Source organism: Microbacterium sp. SORGH_AS_0428, from assembly GCF_031453615.1.
In the GTDB taxonomy this organism is placed as follows: Bacteria; Actinomycetota; Actinomycetes; order Actinomycetales; family Microbacteriaceae; genus Microbacterium.
Window position 1 is genome coordinate 2,250,642 of the sequence record NZ_JAVIZT010000001.1, and the last position, 21,662, is coordinate 2,272,303.

General features: G+C 70.4%; 25 protein-coding genes. 9 read left to right on the forward strand and 16 right to left on the reverse strand.

Features of this window, described 5'->3' with window-relative positions; translation table 11 throughout:
- Nucleotides 1–231 precede the first annotated feature (231 nt).
- Nucleotides 232–3,369: a carbohydrate binding domain-containing protein gene (locus QE374_RS10865; protein ID WP_309734781.1), complete on the forward strand. Its 3,138-nt coding sequence runs from the start codon at nt 232–234 to the stop codon at nt 3,367–3,369.
- A 78-nt stretch (nt 3,370–3,447) separates the two neighbouring features.
- Nucleotides 3,448–3,963 carry an ASCH domain-containing protein gene (locus QE374_RS10870; protein ID WP_309734783.1) on the forward strand — a complete coding sequence of 172 codons (516 nt, stop codon included), beginning with the start codon at nt 3,448–3,450 and terminating at the stop codon, nt 3,961–3,963.
- Nucleotides 3,964–3,979: 16 nt separating this feature from the next.
- Here the strand turns inward: QE374_RS10870 and QE374_RS10875 are convergent, their stop codons facing one another.
- The 11 genes from QE374_RS10875 to QE374_RS10925 all read right to left on the reverse strand — a co-directional run bounded on the left by QE374_RS10875 (nt 3,980) and on the right by QE374_RS10925 (nt 12,549).
- Nucleotides 3,980–4,150, reverse strand: coding sequence for a hypothetical protein (locus QE374_RS10875; RefSeq protein ID WP_309734785.1), 171 nt, complete (start codon nt 4,148–4,150; stop codon nt 3,980–3,982).
- A gap of 87 nt (nt 4,151–4,237) precedes the next feature.
- Complete coding sequence (locus QE374_RS10880; RefSeq protein ID WP_309734787.1) at nt 4,238–5,824, reverse strand: chitinase; 1,587 nt, start codon at nt 5,822–5,824, stop codon at nt 4,238–4,240.
- A complete protein-coding gene (locus QE374_RS10885; protein WP_309734788.1) occupies nt 5,821–8,160 on the reverse strand; it encodes a glycosyltransferase family 2 protein in 2,340 nt (779 codons plus the stop codon). Before QE374_RS10885 ends, QE374_RS10880 begins: the two co-directional genes overlap by 4 nt.
- A gap of 213 nt (nt 8,161–8,373) precedes the next feature.
- Nucleotides 8,374–8,832, reverse strand: coding sequence for a hypothetical protein (locus QE374_RS10890; protein WP_309734790.1), 459 nt, complete (start codon nt 8,830–8,832; stop codon nt 8,374–8,376).
- Between the two features lie 30 nt (nt 8,833–8,862).
- On the reverse strand, nt 8,863–9,999 hold the full coding sequence (locus QE374_RS10895) for a glycerate kinase (protein ID WP_309734792.1): 1,137 nt from the start codon (nt 9,997–9,999) through the stop codon (nt 8,863–8,865).
- 89 nt (nt 10,000–10,088) lie between these two features.
- A complete protein-coding gene (locus QE374_RS10900) occupies nt 10,089–10,259 on the reverse strand; it encodes a CsbD family protein (protein ID WP_309734794.1) in 171 nt (56 codons plus the stop codon).
- Nucleotides 10,260–10,306: 47 nt separating this feature from the next.
- Nucleotides 10,307–10,921: a hypothetical protein gene (locus QE374_RS10905; protein ID WP_309734796.1), complete on the reverse strand. Its 615-nt coding sequence runs from the start codon at nt 10,919–10,921 to the stop codon at nt 10,307–10,309.
- Nucleotides 10,918–11,511, reverse strand: a complete 594-nt coding sequence (locus QE374_RS10910; protein WP_309734797.1) for a DUF6286 domain-containing protein — start codon at nt 11,509–11,511, stop codon at nt 10,918–10,920. The genes QE374_RS10905 and QE374_RS10910 overlap by 4 nt, the downstream gene beginning before the upstream one ends.
- The gene (locus QE374_RS10915) at nt 11,508–11,897 is read right to left on the reverse strand and encodes a hypothetical protein (RefSeq protein WP_309734798.1); all 390 of its coding nucleotides are present in this window, start codon (nt 11,895–11,897) and stop codon (nt 11,508–11,510) included. The genes QE374_RS10910 and QE374_RS10915 overlap by 4 nt, the downstream gene beginning before the upstream one ends.
- A complete protein-coding gene (locus tag QE374_RS10920; RefSeq protein ID WP_137418153.1) occupies nt 11,894–12,082 on the reverse strand; it encodes a DUF2273 domain-containing protein in 189 nt (62 codons plus the stop codon). Before QE374_RS10920 ends, QE374_RS10915 begins: the two co-directional genes overlap by 4 nt.
- Entirely contained in the window at nt 12,079–12,549 is a 471-nt protein-coding gene (locus tag QE374_RS10925) for an Asp23/Gls24 family envelope stress response protein (protein WP_309734801.1), read from the reverse strand. The genes QE374_RS10920 and QE374_RS10925 overlap by 4 nt, the downstream gene beginning before the upstream one ends.
- Before the next feature lie 143 nt (nt 12,550–12,692).
- On the opposite strand from QE374_RS10925, the gene QE374_RS10930 reads away from it, so the two are divergent.
- From QE374_RS10930 to QE374_RS10945, 4 genes are read left to right on the forward strand one after another with little or no spacing between them, the layout of a single operon-like run.
- A complete protein-coding gene (locus tag QE374_RS10930; RefSeq protein ID WP_309734803.1) occupies nt 12,693–13,262 on the forward strand; it encodes a sigma-70 family RNA polymerase sigma factor in 570 nt (189 codons plus the stop codon).
- Nucleotides 13,259–13,855, forward strand: a complete 597-nt coding sequence (locus QE374_RS10935; protein ID WP_309734804.1) for an Asp23/Gls24 family envelope stress response protein — start codon at nt 13,259–13,261, stop codon at nt 13,853–13,855. Before QE374_RS10930 ends, QE374_RS10935 begins: the two co-directional genes overlap by 4 nt.
- Nucleotides 13,852–14,136, forward strand: a complete 285-nt coding sequence (locus tag QE374_RS10940; protein ID WP_309734807.1) for a hypothetical protein — start codon at nt 13,852–13,854, stop codon at nt 14,134–14,136. Before QE374_RS10935 ends, QE374_RS10940 begins: the two co-directional genes overlap by 4 nt.
- 16 nt (nt 14,137–14,152) lie before the next feature.
- Nucleotides 14,153–14,350: a hypothetical protein gene (locus tag QE374_RS10945; RefSeq protein ID WP_309734809.1), complete on the forward strand. Its 198-nt coding sequence runs from the start codon at nt 14,153–14,155 to the stop codon at nt 14,348–14,350.
- Nucleotides 14,351–14,359: 9 nt separating this feature from the next.
- Here the strand turns inward: QE374_RS10945 and QE374_RS10950 are convergent, their stop codons facing one another.
- The 3 genes from QE374_RS10950 to QE374_RS10960 are packed head-to-tail and all read right to left on the reverse strand — an operon-like array spanning nt 14,360 to nt 15,917.
- The gene (locus QE374_RS10950; protein ID WP_309734812.1) at nt 14,360–14,851 is read right to left on the reverse strand and encodes a YfcE family phosphodiesterase; all 492 of its coding nucleotides are present in this window, start codon (nt 14,849–14,851) and stop codon (nt 14,360–14,362) included.
- Nucleotides 14,848–15,519 carry an NUDIX domain-containing protein gene (locus QE374_RS10955; RefSeq protein WP_309734814.1) on the reverse strand — a complete coding sequence of 224 codons (672 nt, stop codon included), beginning with the start codon at nt 15,517–15,519 and terminating at the stop codon, nt 14,848–14,850. Before QE374_RS10955 ends, QE374_RS10950 begins: the two co-directional genes overlap by 4 nt.
- Entirely contained in the window at nt 15,516–15,917 is a 402-nt protein-coding gene (locus QE374_RS10960) for a nitroreductase/quinone reductase family protein (protein WP_309734816.1), read from the reverse strand. The genes QE374_RS10955 and QE374_RS10960 overlap by 4 nt, the downstream gene beginning before the upstream one ends.
- Before the next feature lie 105 nt (nt 15,918–16,022).
- Here QE374_RS10960 and QE374_RS10965 point away from each other — a divergent pair, with 105 nt between their 5' ends.
- From QE374_RS10965 to QE374_RS10975, 3 genes are read left to right on the forward strand one after another with little or no spacing between them, the layout of a single operon-like run.
- Nucleotides 16,023–16,526, forward strand: a complete 504-nt coding sequence (locus tag QE374_RS10965; protein ID WP_309734818.1) for a MarR family transcriptional regulator — start codon at nt 16,023–16,025, stop codon at nt 16,524–16,526.
- A 49-nt stretch (nt 16,527–16,575) separates the two neighbouring features.
- Nucleotides 16,576–18,213, forward strand: coding sequence for an FAD-dependent oxidoreductase (locus tag QE374_RS10970; RefSeq protein ID WP_309734820.1), 1,638 nt, complete (start codon nt 16,576–16,578; stop codon nt 18,211–18,213).
- A gap of 37 nt (nt 18,214–18,250) precedes the next feature.
- Nucleotides 18,251–19,213 (forward strand): Gfo/Idh/MocA family oxidoreductase, encoded by a 963-nt coding sequence (locus QE374_RS10975; RefSeq protein ID WP_309734822.1) that lies wholly within the window; start codon nt 18,251–18,253, stop codon nt 19,211–19,213.
- Between the two features lie 42 nt (nt 19,214–19,255).
- Here QE374_RS10975 and QE374_RS10980 read toward each other — a convergent pair whose 3' ends face one another.
- Entirely contained in the window at nt 19,256–20,407 is a 1,152-nt protein-coding gene (locus tag QE374_RS10980) for an MFS transporter (protein WP_309734824.1), read from the reverse strand.
- Nucleotides 20,404–21,660, reverse strand: coding sequence for an aminotransferase class III-fold pyridoxal phosphate-dependent enzyme (locus tag QE374_RS10985; protein WP_309734825.1), 1,257 nt, complete (start codon nt 21,658–21,660; stop codon nt 20,404–20,406). Before QE374_RS10985 ends, QE374_RS10980 begins: the two co-directional genes overlap by 4 nt.
- Nucleotides 21,661–21,662 lie beyond the last annotated feature (2 nt).

Genomic DNA, 21,662 nt, shown 5'->3' on the forward strand with positions numbered 1-21,662 from the left:
ACGACCAGACGCCGACGACGCAGGGTGAGTCGGCCCCTCACAGCGGCGACCAGCCTGCGCGTGAGGGTGACGGCGTCCCGCGGCCTCCCGTGCGCGGACAGGGTGCAGCGAGCAAGGTGGCTCACTGCGTTGGAACCGGGTTCGTGGCCGGTGAGGCCGGCGACAGATCGACGGGAGCGGCGCTTTCGCAGACGAGGCGCTGGTGGCACTCGAACTCAAAGGAGACAAGACGTGAGACCACCCCTACGCACCCCACGCCGTGCACGCGCACGCGGGCCACGGACAGTCGGCGCGCTGCTGGGCATCGGCGCACTCGCGCTGTCCTCGGCGGTCGCGATTCCTGCGGCCCACGCGGCGTCGACCCCGTTGATCGCGAACGGCACGTTCGAAACCGGAATCAGCGGCTGGACCGCGCCCCTGGGCGGAACGCTCTCCGAGAGCAACGACGCGAAGTCCGGGAGCAAGTCGCTCGCCATCAGCGGTCGCACCACCTTCCAGTCCGGACCGACGGCGACCGTGACCGGTCTCCTGGACCCGGCGAACAGCTATGACCTGTCCCTCGCGGTGAAGTTCGACACGGGCGCGGCCACACAGAACTTCAACGTCGTGCTGTGCACGAGCTCGCGCAGCCAGTGCGATGTCGTGACCAGCGCCACGGTCACCGCCGGCCAGTGGAAGGTCCTCGAGAAGACCTTCACCCCGGCGATCGCGAACTACGACATCATGTTCGTCGAGACGCCGTGGAACACGAACGTGCAGAGCTTCGTCATCGACGACGTCTCCCTGACGACAGCAGGCGGCACCGATCCGGGCACGCCCGTCGTGACCGAGCCGCCCGCCGTCGCCGGCAACCTCCTTCCCGACGGCCGGTTCGTCGACGGGTTCACCGGATGGACCGCGCCGCGCTCCGGCACCCTCGCCCTGAGCGACGACGCAGCCAGCGGCGCGCACTCCCTCAAGGTCACGGGCCGCACCAACACCCAGTCGGGTCCCTTCGCCTCGGTGACGGGCAAGCTCGAAGCCGGTGCCACGTACCGTCTCGGGGGCAAGCTGAAGTACACCGAGGGTGAGCCGACCCAGCAGTTCAACTTCACGTTCTGCCCGAGCAACTTCAACGGTTGCGTCGACAACGGTCAGACCTACACGCGCGGTGAGTGGGGCACCTTCTCCAAGGAGTTCACCGCCACGGCGAGCCACGCATCCGCGGACTGGCTCTTCGTGGAGACGCCGTGGGGATCGAGCGCTCTGCAGGACTTCCAGGTCGACGACATGTCGCTCATCAAGATCGCTGACGCTCCGGCGACGCCGACCTACGGCAGCCTGGAAGAGGTGCAGACCAAGCCCATCGGCGACCACAATCCGCTCGTCGGTCACAAGTTCGGCGCCGACCCGCACCACCTCATCTACAACGGCCGCCTCTACATCTACTCGACGGATGACACCCAGCAGTACGAGGCGAACACCAAGGACGCCAACGGCCTGCCCACGCAGTCCAACGGTTACGGTGCCATCACCCGTCTGAACGTCATGTCGACCTCCGACATGGTCAACTGGGTCGACCACGGCGCGGTCCCGATCGCGCGTGAGGGCGGTGCAGCTCCGTGGGCGCGCAACTCGTGGGCTCCGGCGGCGATCGAGAAGGACGGCAAGGTCTACCTGTACTTCTGCGACAGCGGCACCGGCACCGCCGTCGTCGTGGGCGGATCGCCCCTCGGCCCCTGGACCGACCCGGTCGGCAAGAAGATCATCCCCGACACCGTCTCACCCGAGTACATCGCCGGCGGAGGATTCCCGGCGGGGATGTGGTTGTTCGACCCCGAGGTGTTCATCGACGACGACGGACAGGCGTACCTGTACTTCGGCGGCAACTCGCAGATCGGCTCGGGCAGCAACGTCCAGGGGCCGCAGAACCCCAAGTCGACGCGTGTCGTGAAGCTGAAGGACGACATGGTGACGCTCGACGGCGACCCCGTGGAGATCGACGGCCCCGGCATGTTCGAGGCTTCGAGCATGTTCAAGCGCGGCGACACGTACTACTACTCGTACTCGTCGAACTTCCAGGTGCGTCCGCAGGAGGGGGTCTACCCGCCCACCGGCGCGATCGCCTACATGATGACCGACGACCCGATGAACCTGCCGGCGTCCAAGTACGCGGGTGTCGCCTTCCAGAACCAGTCGAACTTCTTCGGAGCCGGCAACGGGGGCAACAACCACTCCGACATGTTCACGTTCAAGGGTGAGACGTACTTCACGTACCACGCCCAGACGCGTGGCGCGGCGTGGGCAGCGGCGCTCGGAACCCCGGGATCGACCCAGGGCTACCGCTCGGTGCACATCGACAAGCTCGAGTTCAACGAGGACGGCACCATCAAGCCCGTTCAGGGAACCCGCGCAGGTGTCGAGCAGGTCGAGGCGTTCGACCCGTACCGCACCTTCGAGGCCGAGACGCTGGCATGGCAGCTCGGGCTGAAGACCGTCGCGACGGATGCGGCGTCTGTCGAGTTCCCCGAGCACAACGGCAGTGGCAACATGGCGCTGAGCTCCATCGACGACGGCGACTTCGCCGGGATCTCGGGAGTCGACTTCGGTGACGGGGCCGCCTCGGTCTCGGCGCGCGTGAAGCCGCTCGTCGAGGGCGCCTCGATCCAGGTTCGCCTCGACCAGGTCGACGGCCCCGTCGTCGGTGAGATCGCCGTCGAGGGAACCGTGGGCGAGTGGACCACCGTCAAGGCCGACGTCACCGGCGCGACCGGGGAGCACGACGTGTTCTTCGTCTTCGCAGAGCCCGAGGGCGGCGCGGACTCGAAGCTCATGGAGGTCGACAACTGGACCTTCACCGCTGAAGGGGGAACCGAGCCCGGTAACCCTGGTGAGCCCGGTAACCCCGGTGAGCCCGGTAACCCCGGTGAGCCCGGTAACCCCGGTGAGCCCGGTAACCCTGGTGAGCCCGGTAACCCCGGTGAGCCCGGCGACCCGGCGGTGACCGCCGTCCTGTCGCGCACGGATGTGCGTGCGGGTGAGTCGGTGACGGTGACCGCGCAGGGACTCGATGTCGCGAAGGTGGAGATCGGCATCGCGAGCACGTACCGCGCGCTCGCCACGGTCGATGTGACCGACGGTGCGCTGCGTGCGACCGTGACGATCCCCGCGGACATCGCGCCCGGCCAGCACCACATCCAACTGCGCGACGGCGACCGGATCCTCGCTGAGCTGCCCGTCACCGTACGCGCGGCCGCGGGTGCGCTGGCGGCGACGGGACAGGACACGGCGCCGCTGATGTCGGCGTCGCTGTTCGGAGCCGCGATGCTCGGCCTCGGCATCCTGGCGATGCTCCGGCTGCGCGCGCGGGCGCGTCGGTCCGAGCTCTAGCGGATGACGCACAGGTGCCCGGGACGGCGAACGCCGTCCCGGGCACCTGTGTCTGCGCGCAGGGGCGAGAATGGGCGGATGCCTGAGTCGTCCTCTTCCTCCGTCGCCCTCACGCGCGACATCGCCGCCGCCGAACGGATGTGGGAGGAGTACCGCGCCGCCCACCCCGAGGCTGTGAGCGCCTCACCCGAGTACACCGTCGAGCACTTCGGCGATTCCGCGCGACTGGCCGACGAGCTCCTCGACATCGTCCTGTCCGGACGCAAGCGCGCAACCGCCGAACTCGTCGCCGACTTCGTGGCGCGTGGCGATGCCGTACCGCGCATCGGCTCCCATTGGATCGCCTGCGACAGCACGGGCACACCGCGCATCGTGATCCGCAGCACCGAGCTTCGTCTCGGCCCCTTCGCAAGCGCCGACGCATCCTTCGCCCGAGACGAGGGAGAGGATGACGGCTCGCTCGAGAGCTGGCAGCGCGAGCACCGACGCTACTGGGAGCGTGTCAGTGCCGCGCGCGGTGCCGTCTGGTCGGAGGACGAGGAGATCGTGTTCGAGCGGTTCTGCGTGGTGTGGCCGCCCGAACACGCTGACTGACGCTTCCGGCTCGGTCTCAGCTCGCGTCGCCCTCCTGGGAGGCGATGCGGTCGGCGTCGGCGCTGTCGATCCGGTCGGCGTCGAGGTCCGGGTCTAGCACGTCTTCGCCGTCCACCTCCCGCGTCGGCTGCTCGCGCTCTCCGTCGCCGGGAAGCGGCACCGGGGGCGGGAAAGTGTTGTTCGACATCGTCGTCTCCTCTCGATCGGATCCAGCGGATGCCGGCACGCTACGCCGCGGTGGGTCCTCCCTCGCGGGGGTTGACGCGGCGCCGTGTCAGGGGCCGTTCTGGAGGATCTGCTCGAGCTGAGCGATCGTCAGCGGCTGCCAGGGCGAACCGTCCGCATCCGTGGCGTGGGCTGCGGGGCTGTCGCCGCGCGTCCAGTACTTCGCCTCGTAGGGGACCTGCTGGAACATCACCCGCTGACCCTCGGTGTACGTCGCCGCCGGGTCCCAGTCGGGGTAGGTGCCCGCCGGCAGCGTGGGCTGAGGGTAGGGAGTCTCACCCGGCAGCACGGGTCCGATCAGTCGCCACGGCCACGAGTCCGCGTCCGCCAGCGGGTTGTCCGGATCGTCGCCGCGCGTCCACCACTTCGCCTCGTAGACGTTCTGGCGCCAGACGACCTTCGCGCCTGCGAGGTACGTGTTGGTCTCGGTCCAGATCGGATACGGGCTCGCCGCGGGATCGTCGGTCACCGTGGGAACAGGCTCCGGCGTGGTGCGGCGCCCCGCGGACTCGTCGGGGGAGGCCTCGAATCCGGGCTGGAGGGTTTCTGCGAACGTCGCGTCCTGCTGGTCGACGCCGCTGCAGTCGTTGGAGACGACCGAGGTGTCGGCGTAGTTCGTGCCGCACGTCCGGTCCCGGTTCAATGACCACATCGACAGCCGAGACATCCGCTGCTGCTGCGCGAAGGCGTTCAGCGCCGTCGCGTCGTCGAGCGTGAACACCTCGCCGGGCACATCGTTCTGACCGATCATGGGGGTGGCGGCCAGCTTGCCCCAGAGAGTGGGCGCGGTGAGCGTCGTCCCCGCATCCTCGTAGAGCGCGCCGAGCTGCGCATGCGTCGCCCGGAGCGCCTCGATGGCGGTCTCAGCCATGGTCTGCGTGCCGCGGTCGACGCCGTAGTCCATCGTCATCACGTTGACCCCGGTCAGATCCACGCCGGACTCCAGCATCTGCGCGATGGCGGTGCGTGCGGCGGCGGTCAGCCCGTCCGGGGCGACCGGCAACGTGAGCCAGACGGCCAGATCCTCGCCCGCCGCCCGCTGCTCGCGCTGCAGGTCGGCGATCGCCACCGCCCGGCGCAGACCCGATACGGGGTCTTCGAGGTTCTCCCCCTCGATGTCGAGGTCGATCGTCGACACGTCGTAGCGGTCGATGACGCTCCGGTAGGCCTGCCCGAGCCCCTCTTCGTCCGCGCAGGCGTTGGCGAGCTCGGTGCCCGCTGCGCCGCCGAAGGACAGGACGACATCGCCGCCGCTCTGGCGCAGCCGTGTGATGCGCCGGTCCAGATCGACATCGCGTGCCGCCTCGTCGAGGTCGTAGTACCCGCCCCAGGAGGGCGTGCACGAATCCGCCGCGGCGGCCACCACGAACGAGAGGACGACGTCCCGGTCGGCATCGTTCTCGGGCTTCTCGAACGCAAAGAACGGTGTCGTCGTGACGTCGACGTACGGCGCGAACCACGCGGCTCCCGTGACCGCGCGCACCTGGTCCACGACGAGCAGGCGGTAGCCGAGGAGCGAGCCGGCGACGATGGCCACGACGATGAACACGCCGAGCGAGACCCGCCACGGCGACAGGCGTTTGCCGTCGTACGGGCCGGGAGCGGGCGGTGCGGTGTAGGCGACGCGCGGATTCATACGCTCCGGCCCGACGCGCTTCTCGCCTCGACTGCGAGGAACGGTGCCGGCTCGACCGCGGCGGATGCGGCGGGCCGGGCCGCGCGACGGACCGGATCGCCCGCGGCGGGGTAGCCGTGGAAGAGCGCATCCTGCCAGTCGAACCCGGGCTCGCCGGGGGCGGCGCGACCCACGGCCTCGGTGGGCACGGGAACCCACATCCAGTTGGTCAGTCCCATCCACACATCGACGAGCGAGTTGCGGATGCCGATGTTCTCGACACAGGCCCAGAGGGCGCAGACCGCGTTGAGCGTGCCGAAGAAGAACGTGCCCCAGTTCTGGGCGTTGAAGCTCCACCACGCGGTGAAGATCGAGAACGCGACGATCGCCCAGGGTGCGATGACATAGAGCAGGGTCGTCGCCGTGCGCTCACGCACCTTCGGCGTGCGGGCGAACGGGATCTTGCGGCCGGTCAGGCCCTGCTCGATCGACTTGAGCACGCCGGCGAGATTGACCGGCAGCAGGATGAGGTTGAAACCGTAGATGCGCAGGATGTCGAGGTAGCGGTAGCCGGAGTACTTCAGGTCGCTCGCCTGGCACAGGAAGTACGGCGCTGCCGCCACCAGGACGAGCGGGCTCAGCAGGTCGCTGTCGAACGGGAACGTGAGCAGGAAGAGCAGCGCGAAGCTGGCCCACGCGAGCGAGGCCATGTAGTTCACGCGGATCATCCACTCGCCCAGGCGTACGGGGCGCGACGTGCGTCTGCGGGCGCGCACCTGGCGCAGGAACTTCGGCAGGATGAGCAGGCCGCCGTTCGCCCAGCGCCGCCGCTGCACCACGAGCGAGCCGAAATCGGGCGGCGTGGCCGAGTAGCTGAGTCGCTCGGGGTAGTTCACGAGCGTCCAGTTGTGATCGGCGAGATCCACCGAGGACTCGGTGTCCTCGATCACGGTGCGGTCCTGCACGTAGCGACGCACCTCGAAGCCCTCGGCATCATCGATCTGCATGATGTCGTCCATCGCCTCCATGCGGATGACGGCATTGGCACCGACCCAGAAGGTCGCGTCGTAGCCCGACATGCCCTGGTGGAGGATGTGCTGGATGTCGGTCGTCGCGCCCGCCAGTCGCTCGATGCGTGTCGGAGCGCCGCGGAACGAGGAGTACGGCGTCTGCGTGACGGCGACGCGTTCGTTGCCGGGCTGCTCGAGGAAGTAGACCAGCCGCAGGCAGTAGTCGCGGAGCAGGAGAGAGTCGGCGTCGAGGGTGAGCAGGTAGTCCGAGTTGGGGATGACGAGGTCCGCTTCCTGTCCCGCGCCGGCGACCAGGCGCAGCACCGTCTTGCGACCGGGGCCTTCCACGAACCGGTAGCGACCGCCCATCAGGCCGATGTACGCGTTGAGGTTCATCGCCTTGTTCGCTTCGCTGGACAGCGAGGCGTAGCGCTTGCGCTCGAACGTTCCCACATCCACCGAGAAGATCCACACCAGGCGCCGATGCAGCTCGTGCAGGCGCTGGTGCGAGAGCTCTGTCTGGGACTCGGCCGCGGATTCGAGCGCGGACGCCGTGAGGTCCAGGTCGTCGGCCAGCCCGCGGACGACCTGGTCGATGAAGAAGGTGTCGACGTGGTCCTCGTGCGGTTCGGAGTCCGCCATGTCGTTGAGCCAGGCGACCGCGTAGCGGTACTCGTCTCGCAAGGAGAGGATCTCCGCCTCGCCGACGCCGCCCGTTGCGGCGCGCTGCTCGAAGTCGAACATCGCCTCGGTGAAGCGGTACGCGGGTTCGGCGAGGTCCTCGGCGATTCCGAGGGCGATCTGGCGGGTCGCCTCCAGGCGTGCGATCGTGTGCGGATCCGTGGGGAACGGGGGGTCGTCCAGGAGCAGCACGACCCGCAGCGACGGATACTCCTGCAGCGCCGCCGACCACATGGTCTTGCGGATGACCGAGGGCTCCTCGGCGTAGGAGGGGATGAGGACCGTCATCCCCTCGCCGTGCTCATCGTCGAAGTGACGGTCCAGCTCCGCGCGCGGCACCCGATCGTGATCGCGGAACCGTCGGAGAGCGGCTTCCCGCTGCACGAGGAACATCAGCGCAGAGAAGCTCAGTGCCGTGATGACGAGGGCGTAGATGCACGCCTCGATCGTGGGCCAGATGTGCTCGCCGTCGTACGCGAAGATCTGGCGCAGTGCCGTGGTGAGCATGTAGGCGGCCCAGCCGGCGACCGTGATCGCGATGGCGACGCGTGCCCAGACGATCTTCGCGGCCGAGGGACGCGGGTGGAGCGTGGGCAGTGGCTCGCGGCGTCGTTCGGATCCCCACTGCCGCTTTCGTGCGCTCGGAAGCGCAGGAGTCTTCGCCATGTCGTCCCCTGCCGAAGGAGCGGTGAGCGCCCACGTCTTCGGGTGACGGGGCGCTCACCGAGAGCAGCGGAGTGCTGCTGGAGCTACGGTACGAGAGCGGTTCCAGCTGCGGACGGCGTACGGGGGAATTCGGACGGAACCACCCGAATCTTGCGGTGGGATTGCGGATCTTGCGCATTTCTTGCGCATTCCTTGCGGTTCGAGCGGCGTCGCTCAGACGCGACCGAGTCGCAGGATGTCGATTCCCAGCCACCCCAGGGCGCGCAGCCGGCGGCGGTCGGCCCGGTCGCGTGTGGTCGCCAGCGAGGGCGCGGTGCTGACCACGATCTGGTGGACGACCTCGGCGCTCAGCAGACGCGCGAGAGTGCGCGGTGCCACCGAGTTCGCGCCGCCCACGATGAGACAGATCCGCGGTGCGTCGTCGACGAGCTGCGCATCGATGCGGGAGAAGAACTCCTGCGCGCGGTGCAGGGTGGAACCGTGCGCCTTGCGGTCGATGATGACGACGCCGAGATCGGCCGGCCGCTCGCCGACACCGGGTAGGACGAGCTGATCGGGGCCGATGACGCGCCGGATGCCGGTGATGAGAGCCTCCGCGTCGCCGTCGATGAGCACCCGGGCGCTGCGCAGGTCTTCTTCGACCCGCCGACGCAGTCGCGCCTGGAGACTCATCGTGCGCTCCTCGCCTCGCCGGTATCGTCCCTACACGCTATCGCGCCGCGTGTGTGCGCGCGCGAGTCGGGCGCCCGCTTCGCGGAGCCATCGCCGCGGATCCGACACTGCCGCAGAGGCGGAACCCGCGAGCTCTGCCAGCGACAGGTCATCCGTCCCGGCGCTTACGCCGAAGCGCCCCGCGACGACGCTCACGGGCACGCCCCGAGCCTCGGCGTACGCGCGGACGACGCCCGGCGCCTTGCCCAGCAGCGACTGGGAGTCGTAGGACCCTTCGCCCGTGATCACCCGTTGCGCACCCGCGAGGGCGGCGTCGAGTCCGATCGTCTCGGCGACCGCGTCCGCCCCCGAAGCGAGCCGGGCACCCCAGACCAGGAGGCCGAAACCGCATCCGCCGGCCGCTCCCGCCCCCGCCGCGTCCGGGGCGGCACCGGCGACCCGGGCCCACTGCGTCAGCGCGGTCTCGATCCGGTCGACCTGATCGGGGTCCGCCCCCTTCTGGGGGCCGAACATCCGCGCGGCGCCGTCGGGGCCCAGGAGCGGGGCGCGCACGTCGGAGAGCACGAGGCTCCCGTCGACCGGCGGCGGCAGGAGCCCTCTGGCATCGAGGGATGCCGCGCGCGAGAGGCCGGCCGCTCCGGAGGGGACCTGGCGGCCGTCGGTATCCCGGACGATCGCGCCGAGCGCGGTCAACACTCCTGAGCCGCCGTCGCTGGACACGCTGCCGCCGATCCCGAGCAGAAGGCGGGTGGCACCCGCCGCGAGGGCGGCGCGGATGGCTTCGCCGAATCCGAGCGTGTGCGTCGTCAGCGGGTCGACGGCCTCGCCTGCTTCCACGAGCTCGATGCCGGACGTGCACGCCAGCTCGACCACGGCGGTGCGGGGGTGCTCGCCGGGCAGCATCAGCCAGTGGGAGTCGATCCGACGCCCCGTGGGTCCCGTCACGGCGACGGGAACGCGTCGAGAGCCCGGGATCGCTGCAGCGAACGCATCCAGGGTGCCTTCGCCGCCGTCGGCCATCGGCCTCAGCAGCAGCTCGTCGTCGGGGCGGACGCTCCGCCACCCCTCGGCCAGGGCGCCTGCCGCGCTCGTCGCGTCGAGCGAGCCCTTGAAGCTGTCGGGGGCGACGACGATCCGCGAGTGGGCGGGAGAGGTGGGGTCGGACACCCGTCGATCGTCGCAGCCGGGGCCCGGCATGGGTATCCCTGGAAGCGACGTGCCCCGCGACCGAGGCCGCGGGGCACGTCCGTCCCGGCTTACTTGAAGGCGTCCTTCACGTTCTCGCCGGCCTGCTTGAGATCGGACTTGGCCTGTTCGGCCTTGCCCTCGGCCTCGAGCTTCTCGTTGCCCGTGACCTTGCCGGCGGCTTCCTTGGCCTTGCCGACGAGGTCCTCCGCAGCGTTCTTGATCTTGTCGTCGAGTCCCATGAGGGTCTCCTTTCTCTTCTTTCGGATGACCCGCGCGCGGTGCGCGGTCACGTGAGGGTGCGCCGGTCCGAGGCGAGACGTGCCCGGAGTCCTGCGTGAAGTGAGATGTAGGTGCGCGTGGGGCGGTCCAGGAGGGTGTCGAGACGGGCGCCGACGGTGGCGACGTGGTCGGCGATCTCGCGCGGCGACGCCTGGGGGTGCGGGGTCACGGCAACGTGGAGCACGGGAGCGTTCCGGACGTCGTCGGCCACGACGCGCGTCGACAGGATGTCGGCCCGCCGCGCCAGCGACGCAGTGACCGCGTCGGAGGCGAACCCCTCCCGGACGACGACGCGGCCGGGTGCCGCATCCGCCTCAGCGCTGCGCAGTACGGTGCGCGAGCGGCGGTGCGCCAGCAGTGCGACCGGGGTGAGCAGAAGCACGATGAGGATCACCGCGCCGGCCACCGCGCCCATGCCCGCCCAGGAGACGGGACCCGCGCCGACGAGGGTCGCTGCATGTGCGGCATCCACGGCCTCTGCGCCCATGGTCAGAGTCTGCTCCCACAACCGATGCGCGTCGGCGGACAGGGACGCCCATACGACCATCGCTCCCGAGGCGAGGGCGATGAGGCCGACGAGGAGGACGAGGGCCCGGTTGAGACCGCGGCGGGTGGTGTTCATCGCTCCTCCTTCTTGTCGAGACGGCGGTGCACGCTCAGCACGACCGACGGGCTCAGTCGGTATGTGGCCAGCTCCGCGTCGGCCGCGGCACGCACCTCATCGAGGTCGATGCTCAGACCCGTCTCGGGCCGGACGGTGACATCGACGCGGCGGTGGCCCACTCCGACGGTGAGCCGGCGCCGATCGATGCCGAGGGTGTCGCTCAGATGCTGAGCGATGGCGGCGGCGACCACGCCGTTGTCCACGACGACGATCGTGCCGTCGCCGGCGGCCATCGTGTGCTTCGCGAGTCGGCCGGGGGTGACGGCGATCACCACGAGGACCGCCCCCAGAAGCGCCACGGCCGCACCGATCGCGGTCATGACCGTGCCGGATGCCGCGGCGAGGCCGCGCAGCAGATCGGCCGGGGCCGCGATGAGCGACGGTGCGTCCGCCATGACCAGCACGATCTCGGTCGCAAGGTAGGCGACCAGCGCGATCAGCAGGACCACGGCGACGACCATGGCCGTCGACCGGGGCGAGTGCGTCTCACGTCGCCGCACGCGCGCGAGGGCGCGGTCCGACGACGCGGTGGTGCCGGTGGCGGTCATCTCACCCTCCTCTTCTTCTCGATGCGGGCGCCCGTGATCGTGAGGTCGATGCGGCGCACCTCGCGGCCCGTGAGCGCCGCGACGTCGGTGCGGATCTGCTCGCGGATGCGGTGCCCGCGGGCAGTGACGGTCTCGGACTGCGCGGACGGGAGCGCTTCCGACAGGTCCGGGACGGGAAGCGGTGCCTCCACCCGGACCGCCAGTGCGCCGGCGGTGGCGCCGAGCCGGACGCTGACCTCGCGCCGCGGCAGTCCCATGGCCCGGGCCGCCACCTGCTCGCAGACGGCGACCAGGGCGCGCTCGGCCACGAGCGTCCGGCCCGGCAGGACCGTCTCGGCGGCGGGCGTCATCCCGCCGCCGAGCGCGGACCAGGTCGCGGTGCTCATGAGGTGCGGCGGCCGGAGAACACGTTGGCGAGCGCGCGAAGGTCGAGCGAACCCGACACGACGCGACCGACCAGCGCGCCGATGCCCATGAACAGGGCGACCAGGAGGAATCCCCAGAAGCCGAACAGCAGGGCGGACACGGCGAGCACCGCACCCACGAGCGCTCCGCTCACCGTGGCGCTCATGCGACGCGCGCTTCGGTGTCGTCGTCGGTGTCGTCACCGGGAAGGTGCACGTCGTTGACCTCCACGTTGACCTCGACGACCTCGAGGCCCACCAGCCGCGAGATCGCGCCGGCCACCGCGGCCCGGACGCCCGCGGCGACCTCCTGGATGGGGGCGGGGTACTCCACGACGATCGTGAGGTCGGCCGCGGCCTGCGTCTCGCCGACCTCGACCTTCACACCCTGTGTGAGGTCGGTCGCGTTGATCGCGTCGCGGATCATTCCGAGCGCGCGGGCGCCGCCGCCGCCGAGCGCGTACACGCCGGGGACCTCGCGTGCCGCGATGCCGGCGACCTTGGCGACCACGCCATCGGCGATGACGGTCCGACCTGCGGCCGCGACCGTCGGGGCGGTTCCGGTCGTGCCGACGGCGCCGCGGTCGACGCGTGCGGGGGTCACGGCGGGGGTGGTCTTCTGCTCAGTGGCCATGATGTGCTCCTTTATCTCGTTGCCAGGGCGGTGACAAGAGCGCGAGACGGTTCTCGTCGTCGGCGCTAACTTCGCCCTACTGACATGAGGCACCTACCCGCCGGATCGTCACAAAAAAGTTCCGGTGGATTTCGGAGGGGCCGATGGCGGAGCCTGAATCGGCTGCGAAGGGCCTCGCAGCGCTGTCCGACCGCATCCTGGTGCAGCGCGCGGTCGACGACGACGTCGCAGCCTTCGCGGAGATCGTGCGTCGGCACAGTCCGCTCATGCGCGCGTACATCGCGCGCATGCTCCGCTCGCAAGCAGATGCCGACGACGTGGTGCAGGACGCCTTCGTCGTCGCGTGGCGACAGCTGCCGACCCTGCGCGACGGTTCGTCGGTCAAGGCGTGGCTGCTGCGCATCGCGTCGCGCGAAGCACTGCGGGTGCTGCGCCGCTCCGCGAAGGAGGAACCGTTCGAGGACTGGGAGCCGTCCACACCCGAGAGCACCAGGCCCGAGCACGTCGCCGAACGCAACGCTAGACTCGCGGCACTCTCGGCCGCGTTGGAGAGACTGCCGGAGGCGCAACGACGGACCTGGATCCTCAGGGAAGCCGCGGGACTCGGCTACTCCGAGATCGCGGAGGAGCTGGACGTGCCGGTGAGTACGGTACGGGGAAACCTCGCCCGCGCCAGAGCGAGCATCATGATCGGGATGGAGGGATGGCGATGACCGCCTCGAACGCCTCACCCGACGTCCTCGACTGCGGGCGCACGATCCAGGAGCTGAGCGAGTACCTGGAAGCGGGACGTTCGCCGCGCGACGCCGAGATCGAGCAGTGCCCGGAGTGCCTGAACGCCCTCGAGTCCCTCTCCCGCGTCGGAGACCTCTCCCGCGATCTGTTCGCCGCCGATGCGGCCTCGCTTCCCGAGCCGTCGGCGGGGTGGTTCGGCGGCATCCTCGACCAGGTCGCGGCAGAGCTGCGGTCCGGCCGCGATCTGCCGGTGCGCCATCCCGACCCGAGAGTGCGGATCACCGTCGCCGAAGGCGCGGTGCGTACCCTCCTGCGCTCGGCCGCCGACGAGCTGGACGGGGTGTTCATCGGGCGCACGCGCATCATCGGAGATGTCGAGGAGCTCGGCGCCCCGGTGACGATCGACATCACCGCATCCATCGCCTGGGATCTCGACGCGCACGCCGTGGCGGACGACGTCCGCCGCCGGGTCGCCGAGGTCGTCGAGCGGCACACCGATCTCGAGGTCGCAGCGATCGACGTCACGATCGAGGACATCCACGCCCCCCAGCGGCGAAAGGACGCGTCATGACCCTGCCCTCTGCGCCGCGGGACGCGGTGACCGAACTCGTCCTCGGCTCGCCCGGCGTCGCGGCGGTGTTCCCGCCGCGCGTCGCGGATGCGGTGGCCGGCGCGCTCGGCTCGGTCGCGCCGTTCGTGGCGGGTGGTGCGGCCTCGGAGGCGGTCCAGGTGCGGATCGCCGCGGACGCGTCGGCGGGAGCGGCCGACGCGGGCCGCGAGGTCGCGGATCTGCTCCTCGCGCGTTTCCCGGATGCGGGGCTCATCCGCGTGCAGGTCGACCGCATCCAGTGAGCCGGGCGGTGCAGAGGTGAAGGAGTACCGCGTCCAGTTCAAGAACTCCTGGTCCGAGAAGAACGGCGATGAGGTGACCGAGAGAGTGATGACGCTCGAGGATGCGCAGCGCTTCATCGCGGAGCATCCCGAGACCGAGTACGTCGTCCTGGAGCGCAGCGCAGGTGACCCGCCCTCGATCTGGTCGCTGCTGGCGCCGGAGGACGCGGGATGATCGAGCGGGTCAGAGCGCGACGAGCGTCGCGTCGATCCGGTCGCCGTCGATCGTGACCCTCATGCAGGTGTGGGCGGGCTGACGGCGGCGGTCGGTCGGCGAGCCGGGATTCAGCAGGCGCATCCCCGCGGGCGTGACGGTGTCCCACGGGATGTGGCTGTGTCCGAACACGAGAAGATCCGTCTCGGGGTACGCCGCATCCATCCGACGTTCCCTCGAGCGCGCGTCGCCCGTCTCGTGCACGACGCTCATGCGCACGTCCTCGATCCGACGGTGCGCGACCAGCGGGAGCCGGGCGCGGAGGTCGGCGCCGTCGTTGTTGCCGTAGACGCCGACGAGCTCGCCGTGCCGAGCGAGGTCGTCCAGCACCCCCGCGACGACCCAGTCGCCGGCGTGCACGATGAGATCGGCGTCGTCCGCGAGCCGACGCACCGCATCCGGGAGGGTGCGTCGACGCGCCGGGATGTGGGTGTCGGAGATCAGCAGCAGCCGCGTCGTCACGCGCGGGCCGCCGAGAAGGGTCCGCGCAGCGCCGCCCACTGCAGCAGCATGATCGTCTTGGCGTCGACGATGTCGATGCCGATGCGCGCGAGCGCGTCGTCGACGTCGAGCTCGAGCACCTCGATGTCTTCGCCCTCGTCGGCGAGTCCCGCTCGCGCCCCCGATACGACGTCGCCGCGGCGGTAGGGCGCGGCGAAGAAGTGCAGCCGTTCGGTCACCGAGCCGGGGCTCATGTACACGTCGAAGACGTGCTCCACGTCGCCGACCGGGCGCCCGGTCTCCTCCTCTGCCTCGCGCCGGATGGCGGCTTCGGGAGCATCGTCGTCGAGAAGTCCCGCGGCTGCCTCGATCAGCATGCCGTCGGGATGCCGGTTGACGTAGACCGGGTAGCGGAACTGACGGGTCAGCAGCACGGTGCGCGCCTCGGCGTCGTAGAGCAGGATGCACGCTCCGTCGCCGCGGTCGTACGTCTCGCGGTGCTCGGTGGTCCAGGTGCCGTCCGAGTGCTGGAAGTCGAAGGTCGTGGTACGCGTCACGAACCAGTTCGAGGTGAGCACGCGGACCTCGCGCACCCTCACCCGGGGGTTGCCGTCCAGATCGCGCCCTACGCGATCGAGGCCCGTGCGTCCACGCGCATCGGGGACGTCGACTCCGGGCTGACCCGTCATCGGCGTTCCAGACGGACCACGGGGATGGTGCGCGTCGTGCGTCGCTCGTAGTCGCCGAAACCGGGGCTGGCGGCGAGGAAGCGCTGCCACGCCGCATCCCGTTCGGACGGACCCAGCACCCGAGCCGTGACCTGGACCTCGCCCGCCGGCGTCTCGATCGTCACGTCGGGATGGGCGCGGAGGTTGTGGAACCAGGCGGGGTTGTCCTCCGCCCCCGCCTTCGAGGCGGCGATCAGCCAGGCATCGGCTCCGTCCGGGAGGGCCATGAGCGGGGCGATGCGCTCGAGGCCGCTGCGGGCGCCGATGTGGTGCAGCAGGATCAGCGCGTCGCCGAAGTTCTCCACCCGGCCGCCGTTTCGCCGGAACTCCGCGATCACGTGATCGTTGTACGAGGTCATGCCTGTGCTCCGTCCGTCGGTGGGTCCGCCGTCTCGATCCTCGCACCCCGCGCGGGAGATCGGAGATGCCGCCTGCGAGCCGTCTGCGCACGCTACCGTCGTCGTGTGAGCGATGACCGTCGAGACGACGAGGTCGATCTGCTGATCGACGCGTGGGGCAGACGCCTGCCCGAGGTCGACCTCACTCCGCTCGATGTGATGTCGCGGCTGCGTCGTGCGGCCATCCGGCTGGACCGGCTGCGTGCGGCCGCGTTCGCGACGGCGGGTCTGGCCTCGTGGGAGTTCGACGTGCTCGCGGCGCTGCGCCGGGCCGATCCTCCGCACCGGCTGAGCCCCGCGCAGCTGATCGAACGGACGATGATCACGAGCGCGACGATGTCGCACCGGCTGGCGAACCTCTCGACGCGAGGGCTCGTGGTGCGAAAGCGCAACCCCTCCGACGGGCGCAGCGTCTACATCCTGCTGACCGAGGAGGGCATCAGAGTGGTGGATGCGGCCATGACGGAGCTGGTGCGGCGGGAGGCGGAGGTGCTGGCGGGGTCGGATCGCGCCGACATCGCGGCGCTGACGCGGGCCCTGCGCCCGCTCATGGGCCCCGAACGCGGGTGACGCGCCCGTCGAGTTGTGGCGGAGCCGGCCGACGAGGACAATCCCGCGTATGAGTCACGAGACCGTCGCCGTGCCGACTCGTCCCTCCGAGCTGACCGATGCGCAGTGGGAGCGGTTGTGCGCGTACGGCACCGCCGAGGAGGTGGACGCCGGGGACTACGTGTTCCGCTCCGGCGATCACGACTACGACATGATCCTCGTCGACACCGCCGAGATCGAGATCGTCCGCGACGGTCTGGGCTGGGTCGACGAGGTGGTGCTCACACGCATGGGTGCGCGCACGTTCGCGGGTGAGTTGAGTCTGCTGAACGGGCAAGGGGCGTTCCTCTCCGCCCGCGTGGCCGAGCCCGGCCGCATCCTGCGGGTGCCGCGGGGGCAGCTGCGTCGGCTGATGGCGGAGGACGACGAGCTCTGCGACCTGATCCTGCACGCCCTGTGGGAGAGGCGGGAGTCGTTGCGAACCGGCCCCGCCGCCCTCACTCTCAAGTTCGTCGGGCTGCGCGGATCGCGCGAGTTCCTCGCTCTGGACCGCTTCGCCGAGCGGCTCGACCTCGTGCACACCGCCGTCGAGGTGGATCCCGACGACATGGGCGTGCATGCCGATCACGGCGTGCGCATCGAGGACCTGCCGATCGCCTATCTGCAGGGCGAGCCGGTCGCGCGCGCGACGCCCGGCATCGTCGCGGACCGGCTGGGGCTGAGCTACCAGGCCGAGACGGATGCAGCCGTCGACCTCGTCGTGATCGGCGGCGGACCTGCCGGTCTCGCCGCCGCCATCTACGGCGCATCCGAGGGCCTGAACACGGTGCTCCTGGATGCGGTCGCGCCCGGTGGTCAGGCCGCCGCGACATCTCGCATCGAGAACTTCCTGGGCTTCCCGTTCGGCGTGAGCGGCGGTCAGCTCATCGGGCAGGCGACGCTCCAGGCGCTCAAGTTCGGGGTGCGCGTCTACGCCCCATGCGAAGCCGTCGCGATCGCCGAGGTTCCGGAGGGGCTCGAGGTCACCCTCGCCGACGGGCGCCTCATCCGCACCCGCACCGCCATCGTCACCTCGGGGGCCGCCTACCGCCGTCTCAACATCGAGGGCTGGTCGCGGTTCGAAGGCTCGAGCATCTACTACGCGGCGACGCCCCTCGAACTGCACCAGGTCGCCGGAGCACCTTCTGTCGTCGTCGGCGGTGCGAACTCCGCGGGGCAAGCCGCGCTGTACCTCTCCGGCAACGGCTGTCCCGTGCACCTCGTGGTGCGCGGGACCGATCTGCGCCAGCGCATGTCGAGTTACCTCGTGGACCGGCTGCTGGAGAGCCCGGGAGTCCGCATCCACACGGCCGCCAACGTCACGGCGCTGGGCGGCGACGGCGTCCTCGAGAGCGTGCGCATCGACACGGTCGGCGACGTCGACGCCCGTGGACTGTTCTGCTTCATCGGTGCCGAGCCCGCCACATCCTGGCTCGGATCGCTCGACCGCGACGACCACGGTTTCCTGCGCACCGGCACGGACGTCACCGTGCAGTCGATCTCCCGCTGGCAGCAGCTGGGCCGCGAGCCGCTGCCGTTCGAGACCTCGCTGCCGCGGCTGTTCGCCGCAGGGGACGTGCGACGCGGATCCATGAAGCGGGTGGCGGCGGCGGTCGGGGAGGGATCCAGCGCCGTCGCATCCGTCCATCGGGCGCTCGCGCTCGCGTGAGCGCCGTCGCACTCATGGCCACGCCTACGCTGGTGCGATGATCAACGTCGCCACGATCGGCTCGAGCATCATCACCGAGGCCTTCGCGCGTGCCGTCGCCCAGGTCGACGGCATCGCGCTGCATACGGCGACCTCGCGCGACGCGGACCGCGCGGCCGAGATCGCCCGGCGCATCGGCGCGCCGCACGCGGCATCCGATCTGGATGCCGTGCTGGCCGACCCGGCGATCGATGCGGTGTACGTGGGCTCTCCCAACTCGGTGCACGCCGAGCAGATCCGCGCGGCGCTCGCCGCAGGCAGGCACGTCATCGTCGAGAAGCCGGCCGTCTCGTCCGAGCGGGAGTGGGTCGAGCTCACCCGGGAGGCGGCGCGGCGCGGCCTCATCCTCATGGAGGGGATGCGGATGGCCTACGACCCGGGGATCGGCGTCGTGCGCGACCTGCTGCCGACGCTCGGTGTCCTGCGGCGGGCGTCGCTGCACTACGGCAAACGGTCCTCGCGCTACGACGACGTGCTGGCTGGGCGACGCGTCAACATCTTCGACCCGGCGATGGGCGGCGGCGCGCTCGCGGATCTCGGCGTCTACAGCGTTCACGCGGCCGTGCTGCTCTTCGGCCGCCCCGACACGGTGCAGGCGCTGGACGTGCCGATCGCGAGCGGCGCCGACGGCGCCGGCGTTGCGCTGCTCGGCTACCCGGGCCTCGTCGTGGACGTGTCGTACTCGAAGATCACGAACGCCGGGCGTCCGAGCGAGATCGAGGGGGAGCGGGCGACCCTGTCGATCGACGACCTCGTCAGCCCGCGCCGCGTGGTGCGTCACGCCGTCGGCGGCGATCGTGAGGCCGTCGAGGTGCCCGACGAGCGTCACTCGCTGCGCGGTGAGGTGGAGCGTTTCGTGGCCCTCGTCGAGGCGGGCGGGACCGCCGTCGCCGAGGACCAGGAGCGCACGCGCCTCACGCTGGAGACGATGGACCGCATCCGGGCCGCCCTCGCCCGCTGACACCGACTGCGTTGGCCCGGTGGGAGACGGAACCGGCGGGGGTCAGTGGCGGCGGAGGGTGCGCAGCAGGGGTGAGAGCGCGGCCAGGATGACAGCGGGGACGAGGAACGCGGGCCCGAGTGACGGACCCGCGGCGATGAGTCCGAGCGCGACGGCTCCGGCGACGGCGCCCGCGTAGTTGAAGAGGTTCACGCGCGCGATCACCTCGTCGCTGCGTTCGGGAAGAAGCTCGCCGGCGCGGCTGAACGCGATCGGCACGAGCGCTCCCGATGCGACGCCCATCGCTGCGAAGCCGATGATGGCCGTCGGCACGAACGGAGCCGCCGCCACCAGGACGGCGCCGGCCACGGCCACCACGACCGCTGCGACGCCCAGCCGCATGCGTCCGATCCGTCGCACGAGCGGGTCCGTGCCCAGCCGCGCCGCCAGCATGGCGACGAGGTATGCCCCGTAGCCGAGGGGAGTGATCCCCGGGTCGGCCCGCAGCCCGTCGGTCAGGTAGATCGTGCTCCAGCTGGCGACTGCGGAGTCCACCACGAACGCCGCGAACACGATCGCACCCACCGCCCAGATCGCGCGGCGCGGCAGGGGCGGGCGGGACGCGGCGGAGTCGTCGACCTCGTGCGCCGCGCGCGTGGGATCGAAGGCTGCGAGTCCCCATCCGGCGATCGCGATCTGCGCCGCCGCGGCGATGACCAGGGTCAGGCCCGCGGGGGCGCCGGTGGCCAGCACCGCCGCGGTGACGCCGGTGGCGACGATGGCAGCACCCGTGTATCCGGCGTACAGCCGGCCGAACACCGGCCGCTCGTGGTGACGCTGCAGCAGCGAGCCCTGCATGTTCGACGAGGCGTCGACGGCGCCGAGTCCCACGCCGTAGAGCACGATCGCGACGATCAGCACGGGAAGGGATGCGGTGAAGCTGACGAAGAGGAGTCCCACCGCCTGGGCGGCGAGCCCCGACGCGAGGGCGAGCCGGCTGCCCGCGCGCACGGCGATGACGTCGGCGAGCACGGAGCCGAGCGCCGCGGCGAGACAGGTCGCGAGCAGAAGCATCGACACCGCGTCGTCGCCGATGTCGACGCGGTCCTTGATCGTCGGCAGAGCGGTGACGATCGTGGCGTAGCCGAGGCCCTGCGCAGCGTAGGCGCCACCGACGGCGGCACCGCGCGTGCGCAGTGCCGGCAGCGACGTCATGCCTCGATCGCGCGGAACGCCTCGTCGGCGATCTCGAGCGTCCGGGTGATGTCGGCGCTCGTGAGCGCCGCGTTGATGAAGTGGTTGTGGTGGGAGCTGAAGAAGGCTCCGCGCTGCACGCACTCGGCGATCCACCGCTGATGGAGCATGAGCGACTCGTCGTCGGCGAGTCGCAGGTAGAACAGGGCCGGCTCGCCGGAGGAGACGAGCGTCCGGCCGTGCGACGCGGCGACCTCGGTGAGTCCCGTCGTCAGTGTCGTGCCGAGCTCGCGGAACAGGGCGGGGGCATCGATCGCCTTGAGCTTCTCGATCGTCGCGATGCCGGCGGCGAAGGGCACCGCGCTCATCCAGTAGCTGCCGGTGTAGGTGATGCTCGACACCGCTTCGCGCAGGCTGTCCTTCCCGCACAGCGCCGACATGTTGTAGCCGTTCGCGATGGCCTTGCAGAAGCAGATGAGGTCCGCCTCGAAGCCGTAGAAGTGGTCGCTGCCGGCGAGGTCCAGTCGCCAGCCTGCGCGCACGTCGTCGACGACGAGCACGACGCCGTGCTCGTCGCAGAGCCGCCTCACCGCCTGCCAGTAGCCCCTGGCGGGCAGGGCGTTGTCGAAGAAGTTGCCGTGCTTGTACGGCTGGGCGATGAGCGCGGCGATCTCGCCCCGGTGCTCGGTGAACACCCGCCGCATGGCCTCGATGTCGTTCCACGGGACCTCGATGTTGCCCTGCACGTCGGTGTCGAGCACGCCGGGGTAGTCGAGCTTCTGGGTCCACGGCGCGACGCCGTGGTAGTACCCCTCGATGAAGACGATGCGTCGGCGGCCCGTCGCGGCGCGGGCGGTCATGATGGCCAGCGTCGTCGTGTCGCCGCCGTTCTTCGCGAAGAACGCCCAATCGGCGCTCGCGACGGTGTCCACCAGCAGCTCCGCCAGGTCGATCATCGTCGTCGAGGGGAGCGAGACCACGTCCTCCTTGCGCGCCTGCGCCTGGGCGGCGGCGGCCACATCCGCGTCGCCGTAGCCGAGCACGTTGGGACCGTAGCCGCACATGTAGTCGATGTACTCGTTGCCGTCGACGTCCCAGAACCGGGTGCCTTCAGCACGCTCGGAGAACAACGGGTATGCCGATCGGGGAATGAAGCAGCCCTCGGAGGGGCCGAGGTGGCCGGGGACGCCGCCGGGGATGACCTTCACGGCCCGGGCGAACGCCTCGTTGCTCTTCGTGTAGCTGTAGACGGGGGTCAGGGTGGGGGTACTCATGA